23 protein-coding genes and 1 tRNA gene are annotated in these 19,721 nt (G+C 59.4%); 20 read left to right on the top strand and 4 right to left on the bottom strand.

Annotated elements, in window-relative coordinates:
* Window positions 1-91: 91 nt before the first annotated feature.
* On the bottom strand, window positions 92-1,312 hold the full coding sequence (gene phoR, locus AM571_RS02745; RefSeq protein WP_074063039.1) for a phosphate regulon sensor histidine kinase PhoR: 1,221 nt from the start codon (window positions 1,310-1,312) through the stop codon (window positions 92-94).
* A 231-nt stretch (window positions 1,313-1,543) separates the two neighbouring features.
* Between phoR and ppk2 the strand changes: the two genes are divergently transcribed.
* Window positions 1,544-2,425: a polyphosphate kinase 2 gene (gene ppk2, locus AM571_RS02740; RefSeq protein WP_074060082.1), complete on the top strand. Its 882-nt coding sequence runs from the start codon at window positions 1,544-1,546 to the stop codon at window positions 2,423-2,425.
* Window positions 2,426-2,428: 3 nt separating this feature from the next.
* On the opposite strand, the gene AM571_RS02735 is transcribed toward ppk2, so the two are convergent.
* Complete coding sequence (locus tag AM571_RS02735; protein ID WP_074060081.1) at window positions 2,429-3,616, bottom strand: regulator; 1,188 nt, start codon at window positions 3,614-3,616, stop codon at window positions 2,429-2,431.
* A 277-nt stretch (window positions 3,617-3,893) separates the two neighbouring features.
* Here AM571_RS02735 and AM571_RS02730 point away from each other — a divergent pair, with 277 nt between their 5' ends.
* Window positions 3,894-4,853, top strand: coding sequence for an NAD(P)H-dependent flavin oxidoreductase (locus AM571_RS02730; protein WP_074063038.1), 960 nt, complete (start codon window positions 3,894-3,896; stop codon window positions 4,851-4,853).
* Between the two features lie 125 nt (window positions 4,854-4,978).
* A tRNA-Thr gene (locus AM571_RS02725) sits at window positions 4,979-5,054 on the top strand.
* A gap of 37 nt (window positions 5,055-5,091) precedes the next feature.
* Here AM571_RS02725 and AM571_RS37215 read toward each other — a convergent pair.
* Window positions 5,092-5,355 carry a hypothetical protein gene (locus AM571_RS37215; RefSeq protein WP_420493362.1) on the bottom strand — a complete coding sequence of 88 codons (264 nt, stop codon included), beginning with the start codon at window positions 5,353-5,355 and terminating at the stop codon, window positions 5,092-5,094.
* Window positions 5,356-5,496: 141 nt separating this feature from the next.
* On the opposite strand from AM571_RS37215, the gene AM571_RS37210 reads away from it, so the two are divergent.
* The 5 genes from AM571_RS37210 (at window position 5,497) to AM571_RS02700 (ending at window position 7,720) form a co-directional block, all read left to right on the top strand.
* Entirely contained in the window at window positions 5,497-5,670 is a 174-nt protein-coding gene (locus AM571_RS37210) for a hypothetical protein (protein WP_237358571.1), read from the top strand.
* Between the two features lie 77 nt (window positions 5,671-5,747).
* Entirely contained in the window at window positions 5,748-6,143 is a 396-nt protein-coding gene (locus tag AM571_RS02715) for a hypothetical protein (protein WP_074060079.1), read from the top strand.
* Window positions 6,143-6,337 (top strand): hypothetical protein, encoded by a 195-nt coding sequence (locus tag AM571_RS02710; protein WP_074060078.1) that lies wholly within the window; start codon window positions 6,143-6,145, stop codon window positions 6,335-6,337. Before AM571_RS02715 ends, AM571_RS02710 begins: the two co-directional genes overlap by 1 nt.
* 3 nt (window positions 6,338-6,340) lie before the next feature.
* Window positions 6,341-6,661 (top strand): hypothetical protein, encoded by a 321-nt coding sequence (locus AM571_RS02705; RefSeq protein WP_074060077.1) that lies wholly within the window; start codon window positions 6,341-6,343, stop codon window positions 6,659-6,661.
* A 330-nt stretch (window positions 6,662-6,991) separates the two neighbouring features.
* Window positions 6,992-7,720 carry an SOS response-associated peptidase gene (locus AM571_RS02700; RefSeq protein WP_074063037.1) on the top strand — a complete coding sequence of 243 codons (729 nt, stop codon included), beginning with the start codon at window positions 6,992-6,994 and terminating at the stop codon, window positions 7,718-7,720.
* A 249-nt stretch (window positions 7,721-7,969) separates the two neighbouring features.
* Here the strand turns inward: AM571_RS02700 and AM571_RS02695 are convergent, their stop codons facing one another.
* The gene (locus AM571_RS02695; RefSeq protein WP_074060076.1) at window positions 7,970-8,479 is read right to left on the bottom strand and encodes a prepilin peptidase; all 510 of its coding nucleotides are present in this window, start codon (window positions 8,477-8,479) and stop codon (window positions 7,970-7,972) included.
* 263 nt (window positions 8,480-8,742) lie between these two features.
* On the opposite strand from AM571_RS02695, the gene AM571_RS02690 reads away from it, so the two are divergent.
* The 12 genes from AM571_RS02690 (at window position 8,743) to AM571_RS02635 (ending at window position 19,715) form a co-directional block, all read left to right on the top strand.
* Window positions 8,743-8,955, top strand: coding sequence for a hypothetical protein (locus AM571_RS02690; protein ID WP_074060075.1), 213 nt, complete (start codon window positions 8,743-8,745; stop codon window positions 8,953-8,955).
* A 128-nt stretch (window positions 8,956-9,083) separates the two neighbouring features.
* Window positions 9,084-9,995 carry a Flp pilus assembly protein CpaB gene (gene cpaB, locus AM571_RS02685; RefSeq protein WP_074060074.1) on the top strand — a complete coding sequence of 304 codons (912 nt, stop codon included), beginning with the start codon at window positions 9,084-9,086 and terminating at the stop codon, window positions 9,993-9,995.
* 58 nt (window positions 9,996-10,053) lie between these two features.
* A complete protein-coding gene (locus AM571_RS02680; protein WP_074063035.1) occupies window positions 10,054-11,541 on the top strand; it encodes a type II and III secretion system protein family protein in 1,488 nt (495 codons plus the stop codon).
* Complete coding sequence (locus AM571_RS02675) at window positions 11,525-11,821, top strand: hypothetical protein (protein ID WP_074063036.1); 297 nt, start codon at window positions 11,525-11,527, stop codon at window positions 11,819-11,821. Before AM571_RS02680 ends, AM571_RS02675 begins: the two co-directional genes overlap by 17 nt.
* Before the next feature lie 91 nt (window positions 11,822-11,912).
* On the top strand, window positions 11,913-13,514 hold the full coding sequence (locus tag AM571_RS02670) for a TadE/TadG family type IV pilus assembly protein (RefSeq protein WP_074060073.1): 1,602 nt from the start codon (window positions 11,913-11,915) through the stop codon (window positions 13,512-13,514).
* Window positions 13,514-13,993, top strand: a complete 480-nt coding sequence (locus AM571_RS02665) for a TadE/TadG family type IV pilus assembly protein (RefSeq protein ID WP_074063034.1) — start codon at window positions 13,514-13,516, stop codon at window positions 13,991-13,993. The genes AM571_RS02670 and AM571_RS02665 overlap by 1 nt, the downstream gene beginning before the upstream one ends.
* Window positions 13,987-14,610, top strand: a complete 624-nt coding sequence (locus AM571_RS02660) for a TadE/TadG family type IV pilus assembly protein (protein ID WP_074060072.1) — start codon at window positions 13,987-13,989, stop codon at window positions 14,608-14,610. The genes AM571_RS02665 and AM571_RS02660 overlap by 7 nt, the downstream gene beginning before the upstream one ends.
* Before the next feature lie 28 nt (window positions 14,611-14,638).
* Entirely contained in the window at window positions 14,639-15,781 is a 1,143-nt protein-coding gene (locus tag AM571_RS02655; protein WP_074060071.1) for a response regulator/pilus assembly protein, read from the top strand.
* A complete protein-coding gene (locus AM571_RS02650) occupies window positions 15,778-16,344 on the top strand; it encodes a L,D-transpeptidase (protein ID WP_074060070.1) in 567 nt (188 codons plus the stop codon). The genes AM571_RS02655 and AM571_RS02650 overlap by 4 nt, the downstream gene beginning before the upstream one ends.
* A 14-nt stretch (window positions 16,345-16,358) precedes the next feature.
* Entirely contained in the window at window positions 16,359-17,813 is a 1,455-nt protein-coding gene (locus AM571_RS02645; protein WP_074060069.1) for a CpaF family protein, read from the top strand.
* Window positions 17,810-18,763 (top strand): type II secretion system F family protein, encoded by a 954-nt coding sequence (locus AM571_RS02640; protein WP_074060068.1) that lies wholly within the window; start codon window positions 17,810-17,812, stop codon window positions 18,761-18,763. The genes AM571_RS02645 and AM571_RS02640 overlap by 4 nt, the downstream gene beginning before the upstream one ends.
* Before the next feature lie 7 nt (window positions 18,764-18,770).
* Entirely contained in the window at window positions 18,771-19,715 is a 945-nt protein-coding gene (locus AM571_RS02635; protein WP_074060067.1) for a type II secretion system F family protein, read from the top strand.
* Window positions 19,716-19,721: the final 6 nt, after the last annotated feature.

The raw sequence follows: 19,721 nt of genomic DNA, 5'->3' as shown, positions 1-19,721 counted from the left end.
AAACGGAAACGGGTCCCAGCGGGCCCGTTTTTTTCGTCTGGCAATTGCCACTCCGACTTCAAGTCACGACCAATACTCAGGCTTGACGTTGTCAGAAACGCACGGTGAAGTCTGTTCCCTTGCCGATTTCGGAGCTGACGATCAGCCGTGCGCGGTGGCGCGTCAGGATATGCTTGACGATCGCCAGACCGAGACCGGTGCCTTTCTTTGAGCGGCTATCCTCGATATTGACCCGATAAAAGCGCTCCGTGAGGCGCGGCACGTGCTCTGCGGGAATGCCCGGGCCCTTATCCGCGATGCTGACTTCAACCGCCTCGCCGGATGTATTTTTGACGCGAACATCGACGACCTTGCCCTCCTGGCCGTACTTGCATGCATTCTCAATCAGATTCTCAAATACCTGGACCAGTTCGTCACGGTCTCCGAGAACCTCCGCCTTGCCTTCCGGCAGGTGCAGATTGATCTCGACACCAACCTCCGTGGCAAGCGGCACAAGCGCGTCCCTGACATGGCCGAGCAGCGGCACGAGATCGACCTTTTCGTCCGGTGCGATGTGCGACTTGAGCTCAAGACGGGAAAGCGAGAGAAGATCGTCGACAAGACGGCTCATGCGGGTCGTCTGGTCGAACATGATGCCGAGGAAGCGCTCCTGCGCCTTCGGATCATTCTTTGCCGGACCCTGGATGGTCTCGATGAAGCCGCGGAGCGATGCAAGCGGTGTCCGCAGCTCATGGCTGGCATTGGCGACAAAATCCGACCGCATGCGATCGATACGCCGCACCTCGGAGATATCGCGGAACGAAAGCAGGAAGAAGTGCTCGCCATTCCCGGCACCGCCGAGATCGATTGGCGCGCTGCGAACAATGTAGACGCGCTCCGACGGCAGGCGCTCGGAATGCTCGATCTGGTTGGGAGTATTGGTGGCGATCGTCTCTCCCAGCATGTCCAGAATGCCCGGCGAGCGCAGGCGTGCAGAAATATGCGCCCCGATCGCCACTTCTCCAAAGGCCTTTTCCGCGGCCCGGTTCTGGTAGAGAACGGAGGCATCGCCTGACAGCAGCATCACGGGTATATCGAGGCCAGCCAGCGTTGCGGAGACGGCGGGCAGCAGACTTGCGGGCGCTTCCGGTTCGGCTTCCGGCTCTTTCGCAAGCTTTGCCTGCACGGCCGGCATGCTGTTTAAGAGCACAATGGCGATCATGAAGACAAGAAGCGCCAGCACCGCCCACTTGTTCATGCCGGCCGCTAGCGCAACGAGGCCGATGACGATCGCCGCGAGAAGGACCGTTCGCTGCTGCCGGATGCGGGCCACGACCCCCGTTGTCCATGGCGTTTCGTCTTCCAAGTGTTCCTCGCCCCGTCGAGTCGTTCTTATGTTCAAACTCTGCCTGATAGCGATGATTCATGACAGAATTTTTCCGCCGCTGTCGTCTGCCGCCAAAATCGGCAACCGAACACACAGGAACTTTGGCTACCGCGACGGATTTGATTTTAAACCAAAAATATGATCGCCTGCAAAGAAAGCACAGGCGGAGGAGGAAACATGGCCGAAGCTGTCGAAAGCCGCGCGGTTGAACTGGACATCAGGGGCAAGAAGCGCGTCTTCGATGTCGACGATCCGGTACTTCCAGACTGGATCGATGAAGGGGCGCTGGAATCGGGGGATTTCCCTTACAAGAAAAAGCTGAAAGAGGAGGAGTATCTCGAAGAGCTGGAAAAGCTGCAGATCGAACTGGTCAAAGTGCAGTTCTGGCTGCAGGCAACCGGCAAGCGGGTGATGGCACTTTTTGAAGGCCGCGATGCAGCCGGCAAGGGCGGCGCCATCTCGGCCTCGTCCGCACACATGAACCCGCGCCTTGCCCGCGTCGTCGCACTCGCCAAGCCCAATGACCGCGAACTCGGCCAGTGGTATTTCCAGCGCTATATCGCGCAGTTTCCGACGGCCGGCGAGTTCGTCCTCTTTGACCGCTCCTGGTACAACCGCGCAGGTGTCGAGCCGGTCATGGGGTTTTGCACGCCCAAGCAGTATGAGGATTTTCTCAAGCAGGCGCCGCAGCTGGAAAAGATCATTGCCCACGAAGGCATTCACTTCTTCAAGTTCTATCTGGATATAGGCCGCGAGATGCAACTCAAGCGCTTCCACGACCGCAGGCATGATCCGCTGAAGGTTTGGAAGCTGTCCTCGATGGATATCGCGGCGCTCGCCAAATGGGACGACTACAGCGACAAGCGCGAGCGGATGCTCAAGGAGACTCATACGGAATTTGCACCGTGGACGGTGATCCGCGCAAACGACAAGCGTCGCGCGCGGCTCAATCTCGTCCGTCACATGCTGAAGAAAATCGATTACGACAACAAGGACGACAAGGCGATCGGCGATCTCGACGACAAGATCATCGGCACCGGGCCTGGCTTTTTAAAATAGAAATCACTGCCCCGGAAGGATGCGAACGGCGTAGAGGTTGATGCCTCGCGCCTTGCCGTCGACATCGCTGTTGATCATCAGCCTGCCATCGCCACTTGGCGCGATCGACCTGTCAAAGGTAACCTGGAGCAGAGCGTCGGACTTTTCGCGGGTGACGCTGAACCTATGGCGAGCGCAATTTCCAAGCGATTGGAAATTGCATTCGACCATAACCTGCGTCGGCTCGTCGCTCGTCGATTGTAGGGTGATCGCGATCGTCGAGGATTTCCCGGCGAGCTCTCGAAGTACGTCTTTCGGGACGCCGATGCCGATATTGCCATCGGCGCCGTTGCTTTCAGAGATCAAGCGAACAGCTGGGCCATCGTTTTCGGCGATGCTTTCCGTCCGTGCCCGCGGGCCGCTTTCGATCTTGGCAGCGTCCGAAGGCTCGAATATCTCGATCCATTCCGCAGAAAAGCGGTTCTGCGGGTCGATCGTTATCGGCTGATCGACATGCGGCGCCGTGTTCGCAGCACCTTCGTCCGCACCATCGAAGTCTTCCGGCTCGGTACGGGCAGGCGGATTGGCCACGCTGGTGTCACGTTCGGCCGCCGTCAGGAAGAGGCCGGACTTATAAGCCCACCAGGCACCCATGCCGACAAAGGCGATCAGCACGCACCAAACAAGCAGCCGCGAGAAGAGCTTTCGCGGCTTGCGGCGTTTTGCAGCCCCCTCCGGCCGGAAATCCATACGGGCGGAGGGGCGGCTTGCGGCGGCAAGGCCTTCGACGGTCTGAGGTGCAGTGCCGAGGTGACCGGACGTGGCGGCATGGACGTCATCAAGGCTCGACTCGTCGTGGGCAGGCCTTGCCGAATACCCTCGAGTTTCACCGCCGACCTGAGGCGCGTCGTCTTCAAAGCGGTCGTCGTCGTGCCTGACGGGCGGCGGGATTTCGGCGACGGGCGGAACGGGCACTTCTGGTGGCCCCTGGCGCGGATGAAGGCGCTCGCGTTCTTCGGCCTCGATCATGTGAATGGTCGTTTCGAGCCGATGACGATGATGCGCAATCGCTTCCCGGTCAGTGATATCCTGCTTGCGAAGACCGGCCTCCAATGCCTGGCGGGCCGATTGATAGATCCTTGCACGGACTTCCGGATTATCGCGATCGGAGTTGTTAAGCGCCGTTCTGATTGCCGTTTCTAATCCGCTCACATCCGATCCTTCATGCTGGCATCCGGCATCACCGAAAACTTTACAAATGCCTAACGAAACTCGGTAGCGTCAATGGCTGAAAACCGCAAGTCTTGCGGCTGGCAGCATTTGGCATCGCAGGCAATAAATATGTCCCCTGCCCCGCCCTTGCCGCACTCGTCTGGAAAGCCGATCTCTCCGGAATCGACGATCGGGGCGCAAGCAGCCTCTTTTCCTTGCTTGCCAGGTCTGCTATCAGATTGACGTTTTCGTAAACGTCAATTTGATGGTGAACGCGATGTCCCTTCCCAAAATCCTCACGGAAAATCTGAGATTGCCGGTCCTTGCTTCACCGCTCTTTATCATCTCCCACCCTGCCCTGACATTGGCGCAATGCAAGGCGGGCGTGATCGGCGCCTTTCCGGCACTGAATGCCCGGCCGGAAAGTCAGCTCGACGAGTGGCTGGCAATGGTCACTGAAGACATCGCAGCCTATAACGCCGCCAATCCAGGCAGGCCGGCAGCACCCTTTGCCGTAAACCAGATCGTCCACATGTCGAACAAGCGGCTCGAACACGACCTGCGCCTCTGCGTCAAGTACAAGGTGCCGATCGTGATCTCTTCGCTCGGTGCCGTGCCCGAAGTGAATGCGGCCGTGCACTCCTATGGCGGCATCGTGCTCCACGACGTCATCAACAACCGCCACGCAAATTCGGCGATCAGGAAGGGTGCAGACGGACTGATCGCGGTTGCGGCAGGCGCTGGCGGGCATGCCGGCACGCTGTCGCCCTTCGCTCTGGTGCAGGAAATCCGTGAATGGTTTGATGGGCCACTGCTTTTGGCAGGCGCCATCGCCACCGGCGGCGCAATCCTCGCGGCACAGGCGATGGGTGCCGACATGGCCTATATCGGAACGCCGTTCATCGCGACCGAGGAAGCGCGTGCCACCGACGCCTACAAGCAGGCAATCGTCGCGGGCGCTGCAAACGACATCGTTTATTCCAACTATTTCACCGGTGTGCATGGCAACTACCTGAAGCCGTCGATCCAGGCCGTCGGCCTCGATCCGGACAACTTGCCGGTGGCGGACCCATCGAAGATGGATTTCGAGCAGGCCGTCGGCGGCGCCAAGGCCTGGAAGGATGTCTGGGGCAGCGGTCAGGGGATCAGCGCCATCAAGGCTGTCCAGCCGGTCGCCAAGCTCGTTGACAGGCTGGAAAGCGAATACCGGGCAGCACGCGCTCGCCTCGCGCTCTGACCCGCGCCACCTTCAAAAGAGGAGCGTCTTTTTTGTCAAAGGCACGACAGGGCGCTTGAAATCTTCAAACAATGCCTGTATCAGCGCCATGCAAAACGGGGGCCGCACGGTTCGGCTGCCAAGTTGCCGCTTTAGCTCAGTCGGTAGAGCACATCATTCGTAATGATGGGGTCACGTGTTCGAGTCACGTAAGCGGCACCATTCATCTTATTTTGTCCTTATCCAGACTAACCATTCATCAAAACACGCACCTTCGTTGATATGCGGGACCTCCGAAAAGTTGGCCGGATCCAATGGGCCGAATGACGCCTTCTCGATCGGTGACCATACCTTCGAGCAGATGGCGGCGCGAAGAAAGATCCAGTTGCCGCAGATCATGCCCGTCGAAATAGAGCAAGTCGAACGCCATCAAGAGCGCTTCGCCGGAGATCTGCTCGCCGCCCCGGCCGCCGAGCGATTGCTGCAGCAGCCCGAGGTCCGATCGGCCACGATCATCGACCACGATTGCCTCGCCGTCGGGGATCGTCGTCGCCGTGGCGAGCTGCTTCTCACTATTCCTTGAGCTGCGACCGATGGTGGGAACTCTGGTCCCCGAGTGGTCGTTCGAGGGGGCTGATAACTGAGCGCCCCCGGGGAACTTGCCATGGCAGACAAGAAAGGAACCGAGCGGCGAGACCAGATCGAGCAGATCGATCGGCGGCGGCGGAAACAGAGCGGACGCGCGCTTTTGATCGCCGTTTTTGCCGCGATAATGATTATCATAGGTTTCGTGCTCATGATTTATCTCACACGGTCGAACATCTTGGAGGCACCTTGACTCTGCCACTGATGAGAACATAATAAGAACAAACGGCGTCGGCCGCCATCACTATAATTGGAAACCGGAGAACGGATATGCTTCTACATCCGAACGATGAGCTGCGGCCTCTTGCCAACGCGGCTGTTATTGAGACTGACGACGATGATCATGGCACATACTGGACGCCGGCTGTGCCAATGACACTACGTGAAGCTCATTCGAACTTGATTTCTCAACTGCCACCTCGGCTGGGCTTCCATCGCATCCGCCTCATGACTGCCTGCGCCTACGACGTGGCTACAGGTAGTCCTGTAGGCTATTTTGAGATCGCTCTCGACCCGGACAACGCGCGGGCTTGCGGGGTATTCAGGACGATATTCGAAGGCGAAGATATCACCAGCAAACCGGTGTGGTTCCCCTGCGAAAACGATGCCGAGCCTGCTGTTGAGAAGGTTTTTCAGATGACCCAGGCAGACGGCTGGGTTCTCTGATGCTGCCCGCCAAGAAGGAAGACATCGACTATGAGGTCGAAGCTGCCCTCGCATTTCATGACGACGATGCCAAGGCGACGATAGCAACATTGCTGGCCGATAATCATCACCTGAGGCTGCAGCTGGCATTGGCGGAAAGAGCCTTGAGCCGCGGCTTGGTCCGCGGCTGGCGCCCGAGTTTCGACCGGGATTAGAGCATGCCCGAAATGAACTACATGCGGAAGCTCTCCCGTTGGACACTACTGGACGCGGCAGATGCCGGTCAGCTCCTGGTGATTACCTGCCAGTACTGCAACGCCACGCATTGTTACACGCCGCGCGATATCCTGCAGTTGCGCAACAATATGAGTCTCGACCGGTTGGTGAGCAAGTTCCGCTGTGAGCGCTGCAATCGCCGCGATTACATGCACCTGCACGTGCATCATCCCAATAGCCAGGATTTCGGCAAGCTCGTCGTCCGACGGCTGGTCAAGGTCAAGACAGTCAAAGTTCCCGTTTGGGAAGACGCCACGCTTTAGGAGACCCGGTGGCATCAAGACGAGACAATCCACTAGCCCGCTGGCGCCTCAACTACGAGCTGCCCTTTCACGTGATCCTCTGGTGATCAACCGACCGGGAAACAGAATGGAAGTTCCCGACGATCAAAGAGCGCGCCGAGGTCCTGTCGTCATCTCTGCAAATCGATCGCAGGTGCCAACAATGTCGCGCATTTTTTGACGGCGACACCTACCTTGTCTTTTGCCTCCCGACCCGCGAAGCTGCCTGAATCTCGAAGAGGCTGGAACGGCCAGTTCATCGACACTGACGAAGTTTCGAAACGCGGCTACTGGGAGCCGTTGGAGGGCAATGTGTGCAATCTCTACCGGATGCTGAGCAACCAGGAGGCAATCCGCTCGATCACCAGAGCAATGATCGACAGCACCGGCAATCTGGAGCCGATCGTCGAAATGTGGCCCGACAGAATGGCGCCGATCGTCCGCAACACACCAGCCGGCCGTGAGCTGGCAAATGTGCGATGGGGTCTTCCGAGCTCGTCACAGGCGCTGTTTCAGGCGGCCACCAAGCGAGCGGACTCTCTGCGCAAGAAAGGCAGGGACGTCGATTTCCAGGAACTCCTGAAAATGGAGCCCGACGGCGGAACAACCAATGTCCGCAACGTCGAAAGCAGGCATTGGAAGCGCTGGCAGGGCGTTGAGTTTCGTTGCGTCGTTCCCTTTACGGCTTTCGCCGAACCGGACCCGGCCAGCAAACTCGAAGGCGGCAGAACTCCAAATGCGTGGTTTGCGGCCAATCCGGATTGCCCGCTGATGTTCTTCGCTGGATTCTGGGTGCCGCAATGGCAAAGCGTTCGCAAGATCAAGGAAGGCTTGGTCACGGCCGATCTCTACGGCTTCCTGACGACCGAGCCGAACGCCATTATGGCGCCGATCCACGAAAAGGCCATGCCGGTCGTCCTGTCGAACGAGGATGAAATCGAGACCTGGCTGACGGCACCATGGGAAGAGGCACGTGCGCTGCAGCGTCCGCTCCCGAATGACAAGCTCGTGCAATTGCCCGTCGAGCTGGCCGTCGCATGATGCAGGCCAACGACGAACACTTCGGCCACCGCTGTCATAATGAACGCTCTGCGGCTCCTTGATGACGCAACCCCGGCGTGTATCCACAGTTGACCACGTCGACGGCGGTCTCCGCATTTCGCTTAAGCCAAAGCTCGGCGCATTCGATCTGCAGCGGCATGTATGGCAAGCATCGCACATCGATGGCTTTTGTCATCGCGAGAGCTTTCGGGGCCGTCCGGTGTATGGGGAATGAGGCGAAACTTCCGGCTAAGCAGAGGCAAGGGTGAGGAGCGTCGCAAATACCATGACGACACCATAGGGTACCTTTCGGCTCGCCCGGATTTCCTCGATTCGCATGAAAAAGGCGAGATGCTTGAAGGGTAGCGGGATGGGCAGCCGCAGCATCAGCAAGGTCGCGACGCCGAAGACGAGGAGGAAGATCGAAAACGGCAGCATGCCGTGCCAGCCGATGAAAAGGCCGATCGGCAGGAAGAGCTTGGCGTCTCCGGCGCCGAACATCCCGAAAGCCCAGAGCACGACACCGAGCACAAACATCAGCAGGCCGGCACCGACGTCGCCGCCGATTCCAGTTAAGGCAAACAGCGTCGCGCCGATATCCTCGGAGCTCACCATCACGGCCACAGCGCGCAACGCATAAAGGGCAATGAGCGCAAGGACCAGCGTATTGGGGATCTTCCACGTTTGGAAATCGGTCCACCCGGCGTAAAGAAAAAGCAATACTGCAAGCCATGTAGTAAAGCTGACTATTGGTATCATGCTACCTAACCCTATTGGTAAGGATAGCCTACTAAGATCCAGTTTTGAATCCGCTGTAGGCGGCGATGGAACGGTCTTTACGAGGAAATATGCCGGGACCCGTCTTAACCATAAACAATACATGTCATTTTGTTTACATATCTCTAATTGACTAAATTAGAATTAACAGATTATTAATAGATCTAGTCGGAGGGGTGGTCTCGACGGCAAGAGGCAGTGCCGGGGGAATGACGGCGTGCCAAGTATTTTGGAGGTAATTCTCGATGAAAGCACTTGTAAATCGCGTACGCGCTTTCGCGCGGGAAGAAGACGGCGTCGCACTGACTGAATATCTTATTTTGCTTGGTTTGCTGGTCGGCGGAGTTGTTGCATCGGTTGTCCTGATCGGTGAGGAGCTCAACACGGCATGGGGATCGTGGGCGACTTGGTTCCAAGGTCAAGACCTCGATGCACCGGCCCCGGCTGCGGGCGGCTGAAGCTTGATACACCTCAGCTGCTTCCTGAGCAGCTTTTTGGAGCTGAAGAGAGGTGTTTTGTTAACGCCTCTCTACTAAATTAGTAACCGCAGATGGATGTATTCCGTCCAGTGTAGCGAGTAGCGGCGATGCGTTCTTCAACGATTTTCAGTCTCGTTATTGCTTTCGTGCTCGCAGGAGCAGCGGTTTTCGGGATGCGCGAGTATCTCGCCGATCAGCAGGCCAGGCTCCTGGCAATGGGCCGCACCAAAACGCAGGAAAAGTCATTAATTGTCGCCGCCAAGCCGATGCGCTTCGGCGATCGAGTGCGTGCCGAAAATCTCAAGGCCATTCCGTGGCCCTCAAACGAAACACCCACAGGCTCTTTCGCCAGCATCGAGGCGGTCGTCGGCGACGATGCCCAGCCGCGCTATGCCATGGGAGCGATCGATCCGGGCGAGCCGGTGCTTTCCTCGAAGATCACCGGTGCCGGCGAGCGTGCCACGCTGTCGGCGGCGCTCGACCAGGGCATGAAGGCCGTTTCCATCCGCGTCAACGATGTGCTCGGCGTCGCCGGCTTTGTGCGGCCGTCCGACCGCGTCGACGTTCTCCTGACGCGATTGGTTCGCGGCCAGGCCGGCAACGACCAGACCTTTGTCGACGTGCTGCTGCAGGGGGTAAAGGTGCTCGCCGTGGACCAGACCGCAGACGAGCGCAAGGACGAGCCTTCCGTCGTCAAAACCGTCACCTTCGAGGTGACGACCGACGAGGCGCAACGTCTCACGCTCGGCGCCACAATCGGAACGCTGTCTCTGGCACTTCGCAACATCGCCTCGTCCTCCGTCGAAGAAACCCGGCAGATCACCATCGCCGATCTCGGCGGTGGGCCGACTGCGACCGAACTCGGCAAGGATCTGACGAAGACGCCAGAGCGCGAAAAACAAGTTCAGATTGTCGAAACCAAGGTCGAACCGGTATTGCCGATTGAGCCAAAGTGGGCAACTGTGGGCGTCTGGAACACGACGAAGCGCGAGGAGCACAGAGTCGGCCTGATCCAGTGACATACATGCGGAGGCCCGCAACGTGCGCGCTGCGGCCGAATGGGGGGTGAAGGCAGGCATGTCAAGGTGTGGCAAGAAGGGAATAGCAGGATCCAGAAGCCTTGCGGCGCTAGTCGCAGTGTTTTCGGCCTGTGTGTGCTGGGGGCCGGACTTTGCCGGCCGCGCCGAGGCACAGGAAAAGTTCGTGACGCTCGGCGGGTCGGTGCAGCAGATCACGCTGCCTCCAAACGAGACGCTGACCCTCAATACCGGCCAGACGTTCGGCGATCTCGTCATCGGCAGCGCCGATATGATCGACGTGGTGCCGCTGTCAGACCGGTCGCTATTCATCCGCGCCAAGCAGATCGGCGCCACCAATATCTCGGTCTATGATGACAGCAAGAAACTCCTCGGCGTCATCGACGTCCGCGTCGCCAGCGATTTCAGCGAGGCGGCGCTTGCAATCCGCTCCGCCGCGCCCTCGGCCCGGGTCCGTGTTTTCAACTCCAACGATCGCATCCGCGTAACCGGCACCGTGCGTGATGCCGTGGAACTGCAGCGGGTGATTGAAATTGCCCAGTCCTATTCCGAGCGACCGGTGCTGAACCAGCTGAGAGTCAGCGACAGCCAGCAGGTGATGCTGGAGGTGCGTGTCATCGAAGCCTCGCGCCAGACCGGCCGCGACCTGGGGATTGGTTGGTCCGGGCAGGGAAATAACGGCATCGGCAAGGCAACGACCAGTCAGGGCATCGGAGTGGACGACGGCAACCTCGTCCGCACCCTGCTCGACCCCAAGGGCGCGGCCACAGGCATGCAGCCCTTCGGCCAACTAATCGCCAAGGTGCTGGAAATCTCGGGTGGCCAAATTGACGTGGTGATCAACGCGCTCGAGCAGAAAGGTGTGGTGCGCCGACTGGCGCAGCCGAACCTGATCGCCATGAGCGGCTCGACCGCCAGCTTCCATGCAGGCGGCGAAGTGCCGATCCTGACGACGACGACCAACGGCGCGACCGTCGCCACCGAGACCGACTATCGCCCGTTCGGCGTGCGGCTGACTTTCAAGCCGGTTGTTCTCGATGACGGTCTCATCAACCTGCAGATCGAGCCGGAAGTCTCCGAGCTCGATACATCGATCAACGTCAACGGCAATCCAGGCTTCATCTCGCGCGCTGCCAGCACCACGGTGGCGCTGCGCGACGGGCAGAGCTTTGCAATGGCGGGGCTCTTGCAGTCGATCAATGCCAAGGACATCCAACAATTACCGGGCCTTGGGCAGATCCCAATTCTCGGCGCGCTGTTCCGCTCGACGAGTTTCCAGAAAAAGGAATCCGATCTCGTCATCGTCGTCACACCGCATATCGTGCGGCCGGCCTCGCCAGGCGAGGACCTCTACAGTCCGCTCGACCAGACACGTTCGTCGAACGACGCGGAGCTGTTTGCGCTTGGAATACTGGAAGTGGACAAAGACATGTTGCGGCGCTTTCGCAACGGCGAAGGTGTGAAGGGCCCCTATGGCCATCGTCTCGATCTGGATCAGGGAGGCCAACTTGCTGTTGCAAAAAGATAGGCGCGTGCTTCTCGTCCTTATCGTCGTCAGCCTCGTTTCCGGCTGCGCCGACTACATGAACCATCGCGACTCGATCACCTTCGGGCTCGGGAACGCCGTGGAAGCCAACAAGGCCATCCATACGCAGGACCCCTTCCCGCCGCAAGCGCAGCGAACCCGTATCGCCAGCGACGGCAAGGTGATCCGCAGAGTGGTCAACGAGTACCAGACCGGGGGGTCTGTTAACATGCAGCCGGCGCCGGCCATGGCCACGGCCAATGGGGCGGCCGTCGGCAACTAACTATCGAACGGCATGAACGGCGGCAGCGCCGGGGGAAAAAACACACACGACAGGGACGTCACGGCGATCGCGCCGCGATGGGGGTATGCCAATGCTTAGCAGGGTTATCCGACGGTTCTGGAATGATCATCATGGCTACGTCATCGCCTTGACGCTCATCGCCATGCCGCTGCTTCTGGGCTTTTCGCTGCTGGTCATCGATGTGGGCCGCAGCAGCAATCTGCATACCGACCTGCAGAGCGCCGTCGATGCCATGGCGCTCGCCGGAGCCCGAGAACTCGATGGCCGCGACGATGCGATCGACCGGGCGGATGCGGCAATTGAGAAAATTGCCAACAGTGCAGCTTTTTCCGGTGGCGGAAACGGCATGTCGCTCGGCTCGTACATAACGGTGAGCTATGATCCCGGAAACGATGCCGGCAGCACCGTTATTGTCAAATATCTCAAGAGCATACCGGCTCAGGATGACGACGACATCGACCTTGATACGATGGAGGCGGAGAATTCCAACGAAGCCTCCTACGCTTGGGTGGTCGCCAAAGAACAGGCGATGCAGACGATCTTCCCGATACCAGTCGGCTTCACGCGTGACACAGTGAACGTCTCGGCGGATGCCGTGGCGGTCTACCGGGTGAGCGCCTGCGATGTGACGCCGATGTTTATCTGCAATCCCTTCGAGCCCGTTGGGAACACGAGCGAGACTGCAAGCGAAGATGCGGCTGAGGCCTTGCACACCAACTTTGCGGCCGGGAACCTCTATGGCGTGCAGATCGAGCTTCACAGCACTTCGGCGTCCAACCCCGGTCCCGGAAACTTCGGGTTCTTGCGAACCCCCTTGGGCAACGGGGCGGCCGTGCTGGCGGAGGCTCTTGCCACCGGCAATCCCGGTACCTGCTATACGCGAGACAGCCTGGATACCGAGACCGGTGCAAAGGCGGGGCCGATCGAAGACGGCGTGAATACGCGCTTCGGGTTTTACGGTTCAATCGGCAGTAAGACCGATCCGCGTTACCGGCCGGCGCAGAACGTGCGTTCCGCTCAAACGGCATCCGAAAAGGGCAAGGACGCCTGCAAAGCCTACGATCCTGTGAAGGTCGGAGACATTGTCGGCGATCCCGCCAAGGCTTTGCCGCTAGGTTACGGAGCGGCCATGACCTCCCTGTCCGGCGGCAAGATCAGCAGCGGCAACAACTGGCAGTATACGACATACTGGAACGTTGCGCAGGGAACGGCCGCTCCCTCAGTCAGTACGATCCTAAGCACCTCCTCCAGTTACCCGCAGCAGGCAGCCGGTACACCATCCCAACCTTCCGCCTACGACGTCTACCGCTACGAACTGGCCAACCCCGCACTGATCAGCCATGCCTCGGCAAACGGCGAGACGGGGACGCCTGCGACCGGCGGCCAGTGCTACGGCGGGCCTGACCTGGCGGACTATACGGCGGCCGAATATGGCGATCGTCGCGAGATCTTCTCTGCCATCGTAAATTGCGGCTACGAGCAGTCCGTTGGCCACCTGAACGGCCATAAGGCCACGCGGGCGGTCGCCTTTGCGCGGATGTTCCTGACAAAGCCCGCGATCAAAGACGCCAGTGAGCGGTACCTTTCCCTGGAAATGATCGACATAACCGGCAAGGGCGGACGCGGTACGCTCGACGAGTTTTTGCGCGAAGAAGCGGAGCTGGTCCGATGATGATGGCGATGCGCAATCTCGTGCGGCAAGGCTTTGGTCTCGGGTTCTGGTCTAGGCAGGAAGGAGCGGTCCTGGCCGAAGCACTGGTGGCAGTGCCCTTTGTGACGCTGTTTGCAGCCGGAATTCTCGAGTTCGGCAACATTTTCTGGGAGCGGATGCAGATCGACGCGGGCCTGCGCGATGCCGGGCGTTATCTGTCGCGCTGTCGGCCGGCGTCGGGAACCTATGAACCGACTTGCAATCAGGCGACGGCGAAGACGATCGCCTTTTATGGAACGCAAACTCCTGCAGCGGACGCCAAACCGCGCGTGCAAGGCTGGAAGGACCCTGCCGACATCACCATTGCACCGCCCGATGCCGACGGGAACATTACCATTTCTACCGCCCACCTCTATCAGACTTCGCCTCTGTTTGGCTGGCTCGGACTCGATGCCATCACCATCAGCTCCTTCCACGAAGAGAGGTATATCGGATGGTGACCTCCCGGACGTTCGCCGGCTTCTGGCAGGATACCCGTGGCGTCAGCCTCACCGAAGGGCTGCTCACCTTTCCGATCGTTATGCTGGTGTTTGCAGCCTTCGTCGAGTTTGGCTATGCCATGGCGCAGTGGAACCAGACGGTCAAGGCATTGCAATTTGGCGCCCGCCTGGCTGCAGTATCAGATCCGCTGACGACGGATTTCGACGCCGTTTTCCCGGTCGAAGCGGCCGATCCACTCGACAACGGCAAAGCCGCGCCGAACGATGCCGCGGTTGCCTCAACCTGCGGACCGGCTCTTGCGAACTGCACGGCGGCATTGAACCGGATCGTCTTAGGGAGCGACGGGCTCTGCAGCGCGCCGGCTGATCCCCACCCAGGCATTTGCGACCTCAACTGGCGGATAGAACCTAAGAATCTGATGGTGACCTATCAGCGCTCGGGACTGGGCTACTGGGGCCGGCCGGACGGACCGGTGCTCACGATGCGGCTCGAGGTGCGCGACGTCACCTTCGATCTGCCGATCCTCGGGGCACTGCTCGGAATCAACGACATCGCCCTTCCAGCCCATCCGGTGACGATCACCACGGAAGACCTCAAGACTTGTTCAACCTGCTGACTCCTTAAATCTTGCGTAGGAAAGCGAAATGACAGCTCACATCAACATTGCCGCATCCACCAGGATATTAGTCCTTTCCGACGATGCTGCGGCCGCAAGCCTCATGCTCGACGTGTTCGGTGCGCTGTCGCGTTACGATGTACGCCATGTGGCATTAAAGGCGATTGGCGAAAAAGGCCGGTTCGATTCGACCCAGTTCGACCTGATCGTTCTCGACGTCGACAACGGCGAATCACTGCATCGTCCGGAATTGTTTGCGTTCCGAACCAGCCATCGGGACATTCCGCTCGTTGTCGTTTCCGAAGATCTTCCGGACGACATGCTGCGGCTGCTCTTTCGCCTGAACGGCAATGACTGGTTGAAGAAGCCCCTCGAGCGCCGCGCACTGATCGACATGATCTCGACTCATGCTCCCGGCACCGGGGCAAGCGACAGCCGGGTCCATGCCGTGGTTTCTGCCGTCGGCGGTGCAGGCGCCAGCGTGATCGCTTCGTCGCTGGCCCATGTGCTTGCCCAGCCGACCAAGAATTCCTCACCACGGGTCAATCTGTTCGACATGGACTTTTCTTCGGGGTCACTCGGCTATTATCTTAACCTTGTCAACGATTACGACCTGAAGCCGGTCATCGCCAATCCTTCCCGGGTCGATCTGGAATTCATCGATCTGGTCCGCAAGCGTCATTCGGGCGGCTTTTCGCTGCTGTCCTTCAAGCAGCCGTCCGTCCTTCTGTCGCCGAGGGGCTCCGAACTGGTGCTGCGGATGCTGGACGTCGCCGCCTTCGAAAGCGATCACACCGTCATCGACATTCCCTACTACGATACGCCGTGGAAGTACGATGTCCTCAGTTCGGTCAATAGCGTCTGCATCGTGACCGAAATGACGATACCTGCGCTTTCGCAAGCCAAGGACCTGTTCGCCAATCTGGTGCGGCTGCGTGGCAATTCAGATCAGATATTCATCGTCATCAACAAATACCGCACCAAGCTTTTCGGCCTCGGGGTGCGCCGGCAGCAGACGGATAAGATATTCAAGCAGATCCCCACTCACGTCATCGCGGATGATTGGGACACGTTGAGCGAGGCGGTCAACCGAGGGGTGCTGCCGGTGGAAGTGAATTCACGAGCGCGCTTCTGCAGCGCGGTCGGCAAGCTCGGAGCACTGGTGCGATGAAGGCGATCGACCGTCGGCGCACAAGTGCCTGCGCCGCCATTCTTGGCCTTGCGGTTTTCGCGATAGCCGTCGCGGATGCCGCGGCAGGCGGGCTCGTGCCGCGAACCCTCGGACCGAGGACAGGCGCCATGGTGACCATCAAACAGAGTTACGCGGCAGGGACCATCGTCATTGTCAGCGGTAACCAGACGCTCGACCTCGTCATCTCCGGAAATCGAGCGATCCGCTATAAGATCGGCGTCGGGCGCGACGGATTTCGCTGGAGCGGCGTCGTGAAGGTCGGGCGCAAATCAGAGTGGCCCGACTGGCGGCCACCAGCCGAGATGAAGGCGCGCTCGCCACAACTTCCCGATCTTGTACCTCCAGGGCCGTTCAATCCCCTGGGTGCTCGCGGGATCTATCTCTACAAGGGAAACACCGACACGCTTTACCGAATTCATGGAACGAACGAGCAGTCGACCGTCGGCGGATTCGCGTCGTCTGGCTGCTTCCGCATGAGCAACGCCGATGTCATCGATCTTTATGAACGGGTGAAGGTCGGTTCCACGGTCATTGTAAAATAGTCGAGGGCGAAAGCATGACGAACGGAATCATCGGGCGTTTCTATAAGCCGAGGGAACCGGAAAGCCGGGAGCATCCGGAGGCGATCGAACTGTCTCTGGCCGGCGCGGTTCCCCTTGTCCCGGCCCGGCAACAGGCGGCCAGCGAAGCGCCGGTGCATGTCGAAGAAGCCTCGCTCGGGCCCGACATGGTGTCGGAGCGTGTCAATCTGCATCGCTATCTGCTCGATCGTATCAACCTGGGCATTCTCGATACGCTCGACAACGAGGAGATCGCAACTGAGATCAGGCCGCTGGTCAAGGAATATATCCGACGCAACAACTTTCCGCTCAATGCCAAGGAAATCAACGATCTGATCCGCGATATCACGGATGAGATGCTCGGGCTGGGACCGATCGAGCCGCTACTGACCGACGACACGATTGCCGACATTCTCATCAATGGTCACGACAGCGTCTATGTGGAGCGGGGCGGCAAGCTCGAAAGCACCGCCGTGCGTTTCAAGGACGAGGACCATCTGTTGCGGGTGATCAACAAGATCGTCTCGGCGGTCGGCCGCCGCGTCGACGAATCGACGCCGATGGTCGATGCCCGCCTCAAGGATGGCTCGCGTGTGAACGTCGCCATCAGGCCGATCTCGGTCGACGGTCCACTCGTTTCCATCAGAAAATTTACCCGCAAGCCGCTGACGATGGAGCGCCTCGTGGAATATGGCGCCATGGCTAACGCCATGCGCGTCCTTCTCAGCGCCGCGGTCAAAGGCAAGGTGTCCATGGTCATTTCGGGAGGCACGGGTTCGGGCAAGACGACCTTGCTGAATGCGCTGTCGTCGCAAATTTCCCCGAAGGAGCGTTTGATCACCATCGAAGACGCGGCCGAACTCCAGTTGCAGCAGCCGCATGTCGGCCGGCTGGAAACTCGGCCGCCGACGCTCGATGGGCGCAACGAAATTCGCCAGCGCGAGCTTCTGAAAAACGCGCTGCGTATGCGTCCCGACCGCATCATCGTCGGCGAAGTGCGCGGCGACGAGGCATTCGACATGCTGCAGGCGATGAACACCGGTCACGAGGGTTCGATGACGACCATTCATGCCAACACGCCCCGCGACGCCGTCGGCCGGCTTGAACAGATGGTCGGCATGGCGGGGATGCCAATGTCGCAGCTGAGCATTCGCTCGCAGATCTCGTCCGCCATCACGATCATCGTTCAGGTTCAGCGCTTGAGCGACGGGAGCCGCAAGATCGTCTCGATTTCGGAAATCACCGGCATGGAAGGCGAAGTCGTGCAGATGCAGGAGATCATGAAATTCAAAAAGACCGGAACCGATGACGACGGGCGGATCCGCGGGGAATTTCGCGCCACGGGCATCCGGCCACGCTTTATCGAGGAATTTGCCGAACTCGGGATCGAGATTCCTGCGGCGATCTTCGATCCCGGTAAGCCGCTGCAAACGGGGCCTGTTGAACAATGACCCTGATCCTGCTTTACGCGGCCGTATTCATCGCAGCCCTTGTTGGCGTCGAAGCCATCGTGCGCGGCTACTTCAGGACATCGGAACGTCACCGCGCTCTGAACCACCGCCTGAGCCTGCTCGACGTCAGCGATGATCACCGAAAGACCTACCGGCATATGCTCAAGGAGCGCGGTGCCGACGGTAGCTGGCGGCAAATCCCCTCATTGCAGCGAATGCGGCAGTTCTACGTCCAGTCCGGCATCAAGTTCGATGCCAGGCGATTTGGCCTTTTCGCGATCGCCGGCGCACTTTTGATATGGCTGGTCGTTCAGTTTCTGGTGCCGAGCAATCTCGTCAGGGTACCGGTCTTTCTGCTGATCTGCCTTCTCATCCCTGTGCTCGTCGTCTGGCGCACCCGGGCGAGTCGCATGCGAAAGTTCGCACTGAAACTTCCCGAAGCGCTCGATGTCGCCAACCGCAGCCTGGCGGCCGGCCACCCGCTTCCTGCGGCGATTGCTCTGGTGGCGCGCGAGATGCCTGATCCGATCGGCAGCGAGTTCGGCCTTCTCTCGGACGAACTCACCTATGGAGTGGCCCTTGACAACGCCCTCGTAAACCTGGCCGACCGAGTGGGCGTCGAGGATCTGAACCTTCTCGCAATATCGCTGAGCGTACAGGCCGGAACCGGCGGCAATCTCGTCGAAATCCTGCAGAACCTTTCCAAGACACTGCGCGACCGGACGATGCTGAAGGCAAAGGTCAAGGCAATCTCCTCGGAAGGGCGCATCACGGCGATCTTCATGTCGCTCTACCCGTTTCTGCTCTACGGGATGATCAAGGCACTGTCGCCGACCTACTTCGATCCCCTCTGGGACAGCGGCCACGGAACCATCGTGGTGTGTGTACTGCTGGCCCTCATGGCGGTCGGGAATGTCATTCTCTACAAGCTGGTCAACTTCGAGTACTGAGGCCGTCATGTCGAGTGAATATGGAATTTACTTCATCGTCTTCTTTTCAGTGCTGATATTTTCAGCAGCGGCATCCGAACTGGTTTTTCGGCGACGCGAGGTCGGGGCGCGACTGTCGGAAGCCACGACGGCAGCAGGCGAGGAATTCCACCTTGGCGATACGACGATTGCCGACCTCGGCGAAGCGGAAAACCGCCTGATCCGTCGCTATTTCGAGATTACCCGGCGTGATACCAATCAGAACTCCACCCAGAACCGCCTGATCCGCGCCGGATTTTTCGACGCCAGCGCAGTGACAATCTTCCAGGTTGTTCGCGCGCTGATCTGTATCGGCGTGTTTGTCGCGGCGGTCTGGGCATTCAACCGCTTCGTGCCCGAGATGTCGGGGATCGCTACGCTGATCATCGCCATGTTTGCCGCCGGCGTGAGCTTTATTCTGATCAACATCTATATCGACCGGCGCGGCGGCGCCAAGGAGCGCGAGTATCGTCGGCTCTTTCCAGATTTCATGGACATGCTGATCGTCTGTCTCGATGCCGGGATGAGCATTGAAGCAGCCGCCAACCGCGTAGCCCGGGAATTCGTCGACAAGCAGCAGGACTTCGGCCTGCATCTCTCGATCATGATGCTGGAAGTGCGCGGCGGACGCCGCTTGCGCGATGCATTGGCCAATCTTGCGACACGATTACGGATAGATGAGGCGCGGGCGCTTTCGGTACTGTTTCGCCAATCGGAGGAGCTAGGAACGAGCGTTACGCAGACGCTACGCGTCTACAGTAAGGAAATGCGCGATCTTCGCATCGTGCGGGCCGAGGAAAAGGCCAATGCCCTGCCGATCAAAATGTTGCTGCCGCTCGGAGCCTTCCTGTTTCCGGTGAGCTTGATCATCGTGCTCGTGCCCATTGTCATCCGTGTCGTCAGTATTCTCGTCGGCTTGAAGCCCGGCGGTTGAGCCAAG

It is taken from the genome of Rhizobium etli 8C-3 (assembly GCF_001908375.1).
GTDB classification, from domain to species: Bacteria; Pseudomonadota; Alphaproteobacteria; order Rhizobiales; family Rhizobiaceae; genus Rhizobium; species Rhizobium etli_B.
Note: the sequence above shows the minus strand (reverse complement) of the source record. Positions and strands in the feature narration are given on the sequence as shown.

Coding starts and splice junctions, on each gene's coding strand:
- AM571_RS02680 (WP_074063035.1), top strand. CDS start 10,054: ATGTCAAGGTGTGGCAAGAAGGGAATAGCAGGATCCAGAAGCCTTGCG.
- AM571_RS02715 (WP_074060079.1), top strand. CDS start 5,748: ATGCTTCTACATCCGAACGATGAGCTGCGGCCTCTTGCCAACGCGGCT.
- AM571_RS02695 (WP_074060076.1), bottom strand. CDS start 8,479: ATGATACCAATAGTCAGCTTTACTACATGGCTTGCAGTATTGCTTTTT.
- AM571_RS02670 (WP_074060073.1), top strand. CDS start 11,913: ATGCTTAGCAGGGTTATCCGACGGTTCTGGAATGATCATCATGGCTAC.
- AM571_RS02650 (WP_074060070.1), top strand. CDS start 15,778: ATGAAGGCGATCGACCGTCGGCGCACAAGTGCCTGCGCCGCCATTCTT.
- cpaB (WP_074060074.1), top strand. CDS start 9,084: ATGCGTTCTTCAACGATTTTCAGTCTCGTTATTGCTTTCGTGCTCGCA.
- AM571_RS37210 (WP_237358571.1), top strand. CDS start 5,497: ATGGCAGACAAGAAAGGAACCGAGCGGCGAGACCAGATCGAGCAGATC.
- ppk2 (WP_074060082.1), top strand. CDS start 1,544: ATGGCCGAAGCTGTCGAAAGCCGCGCGGTTGAACTGGACATCAGGGGC.
- AM571_RS02710 (WP_074060078.1), top strand. CDS start 6,143: ATGCTGCCCGCCAAGAAGGAAGACATCGACTATGAGGTCGAAGCTGCC.
- AM571_RS02645 (WP_074060069.1), top strand. CDS start 16,359: ATGACGAACGGAATCATCGGGCGTTTCTATAAGCCGAGGGAACCGGAA.
- AM571_RS02690 (WP_074060075.1), top strand. CDS start 8,743: ATGAAAGCACTTGTAAATCGCGTACGCGCTTTCGCGCGGGAAGAAGAC.
- AM571_RS02640 (WP_074060068.1), top strand. CDS start 17,810: ATGACCCTGATCCTGCTTTACGCGGCCGTATTCATCGCAGCCCTTGTT.
- AM571_RS02665 (WP_074063034.1), top strand. CDS start 13,514: ATGATGGCGATGCGCAATCTCGTGCGGCAAGGCTTTGGTCTCGGGTTC.
- AM571_RS02705 (WP_074060077.1), top strand. CDS start 6,341: ATGCCCGAAATGAACTACATGCGGAAGCTCTCCCGTTGGACACTACTG.
- AM571_RS02655 (WP_074060071.1), top strand. CDS start 14,639: ATGACAGCTCACATCAACATTGCCGCATCCACCAGGATATTAGTCCTT.
- AM571_RS02730 (WP_074063038.1), top strand. CDS start 3,894: ATGTCCCTTCCCAAAATCCTCACGGAAAATCTGAGATTGCCGGTCCTT.
- AM571_RS02660 (WP_074060072.1), top strand. CDS start 13,987: ATGGTGACCTCCCGGACGTTCGCCGGCTTCTGGCAGGATACCCGTGGC.
- AM571_RS02635 (WP_074060067.1), top strand. CDS start 18,771: ATGTCGAGTGAATATGGAATTTACTTCATCGTCTTCTTTTCAGTGCTG.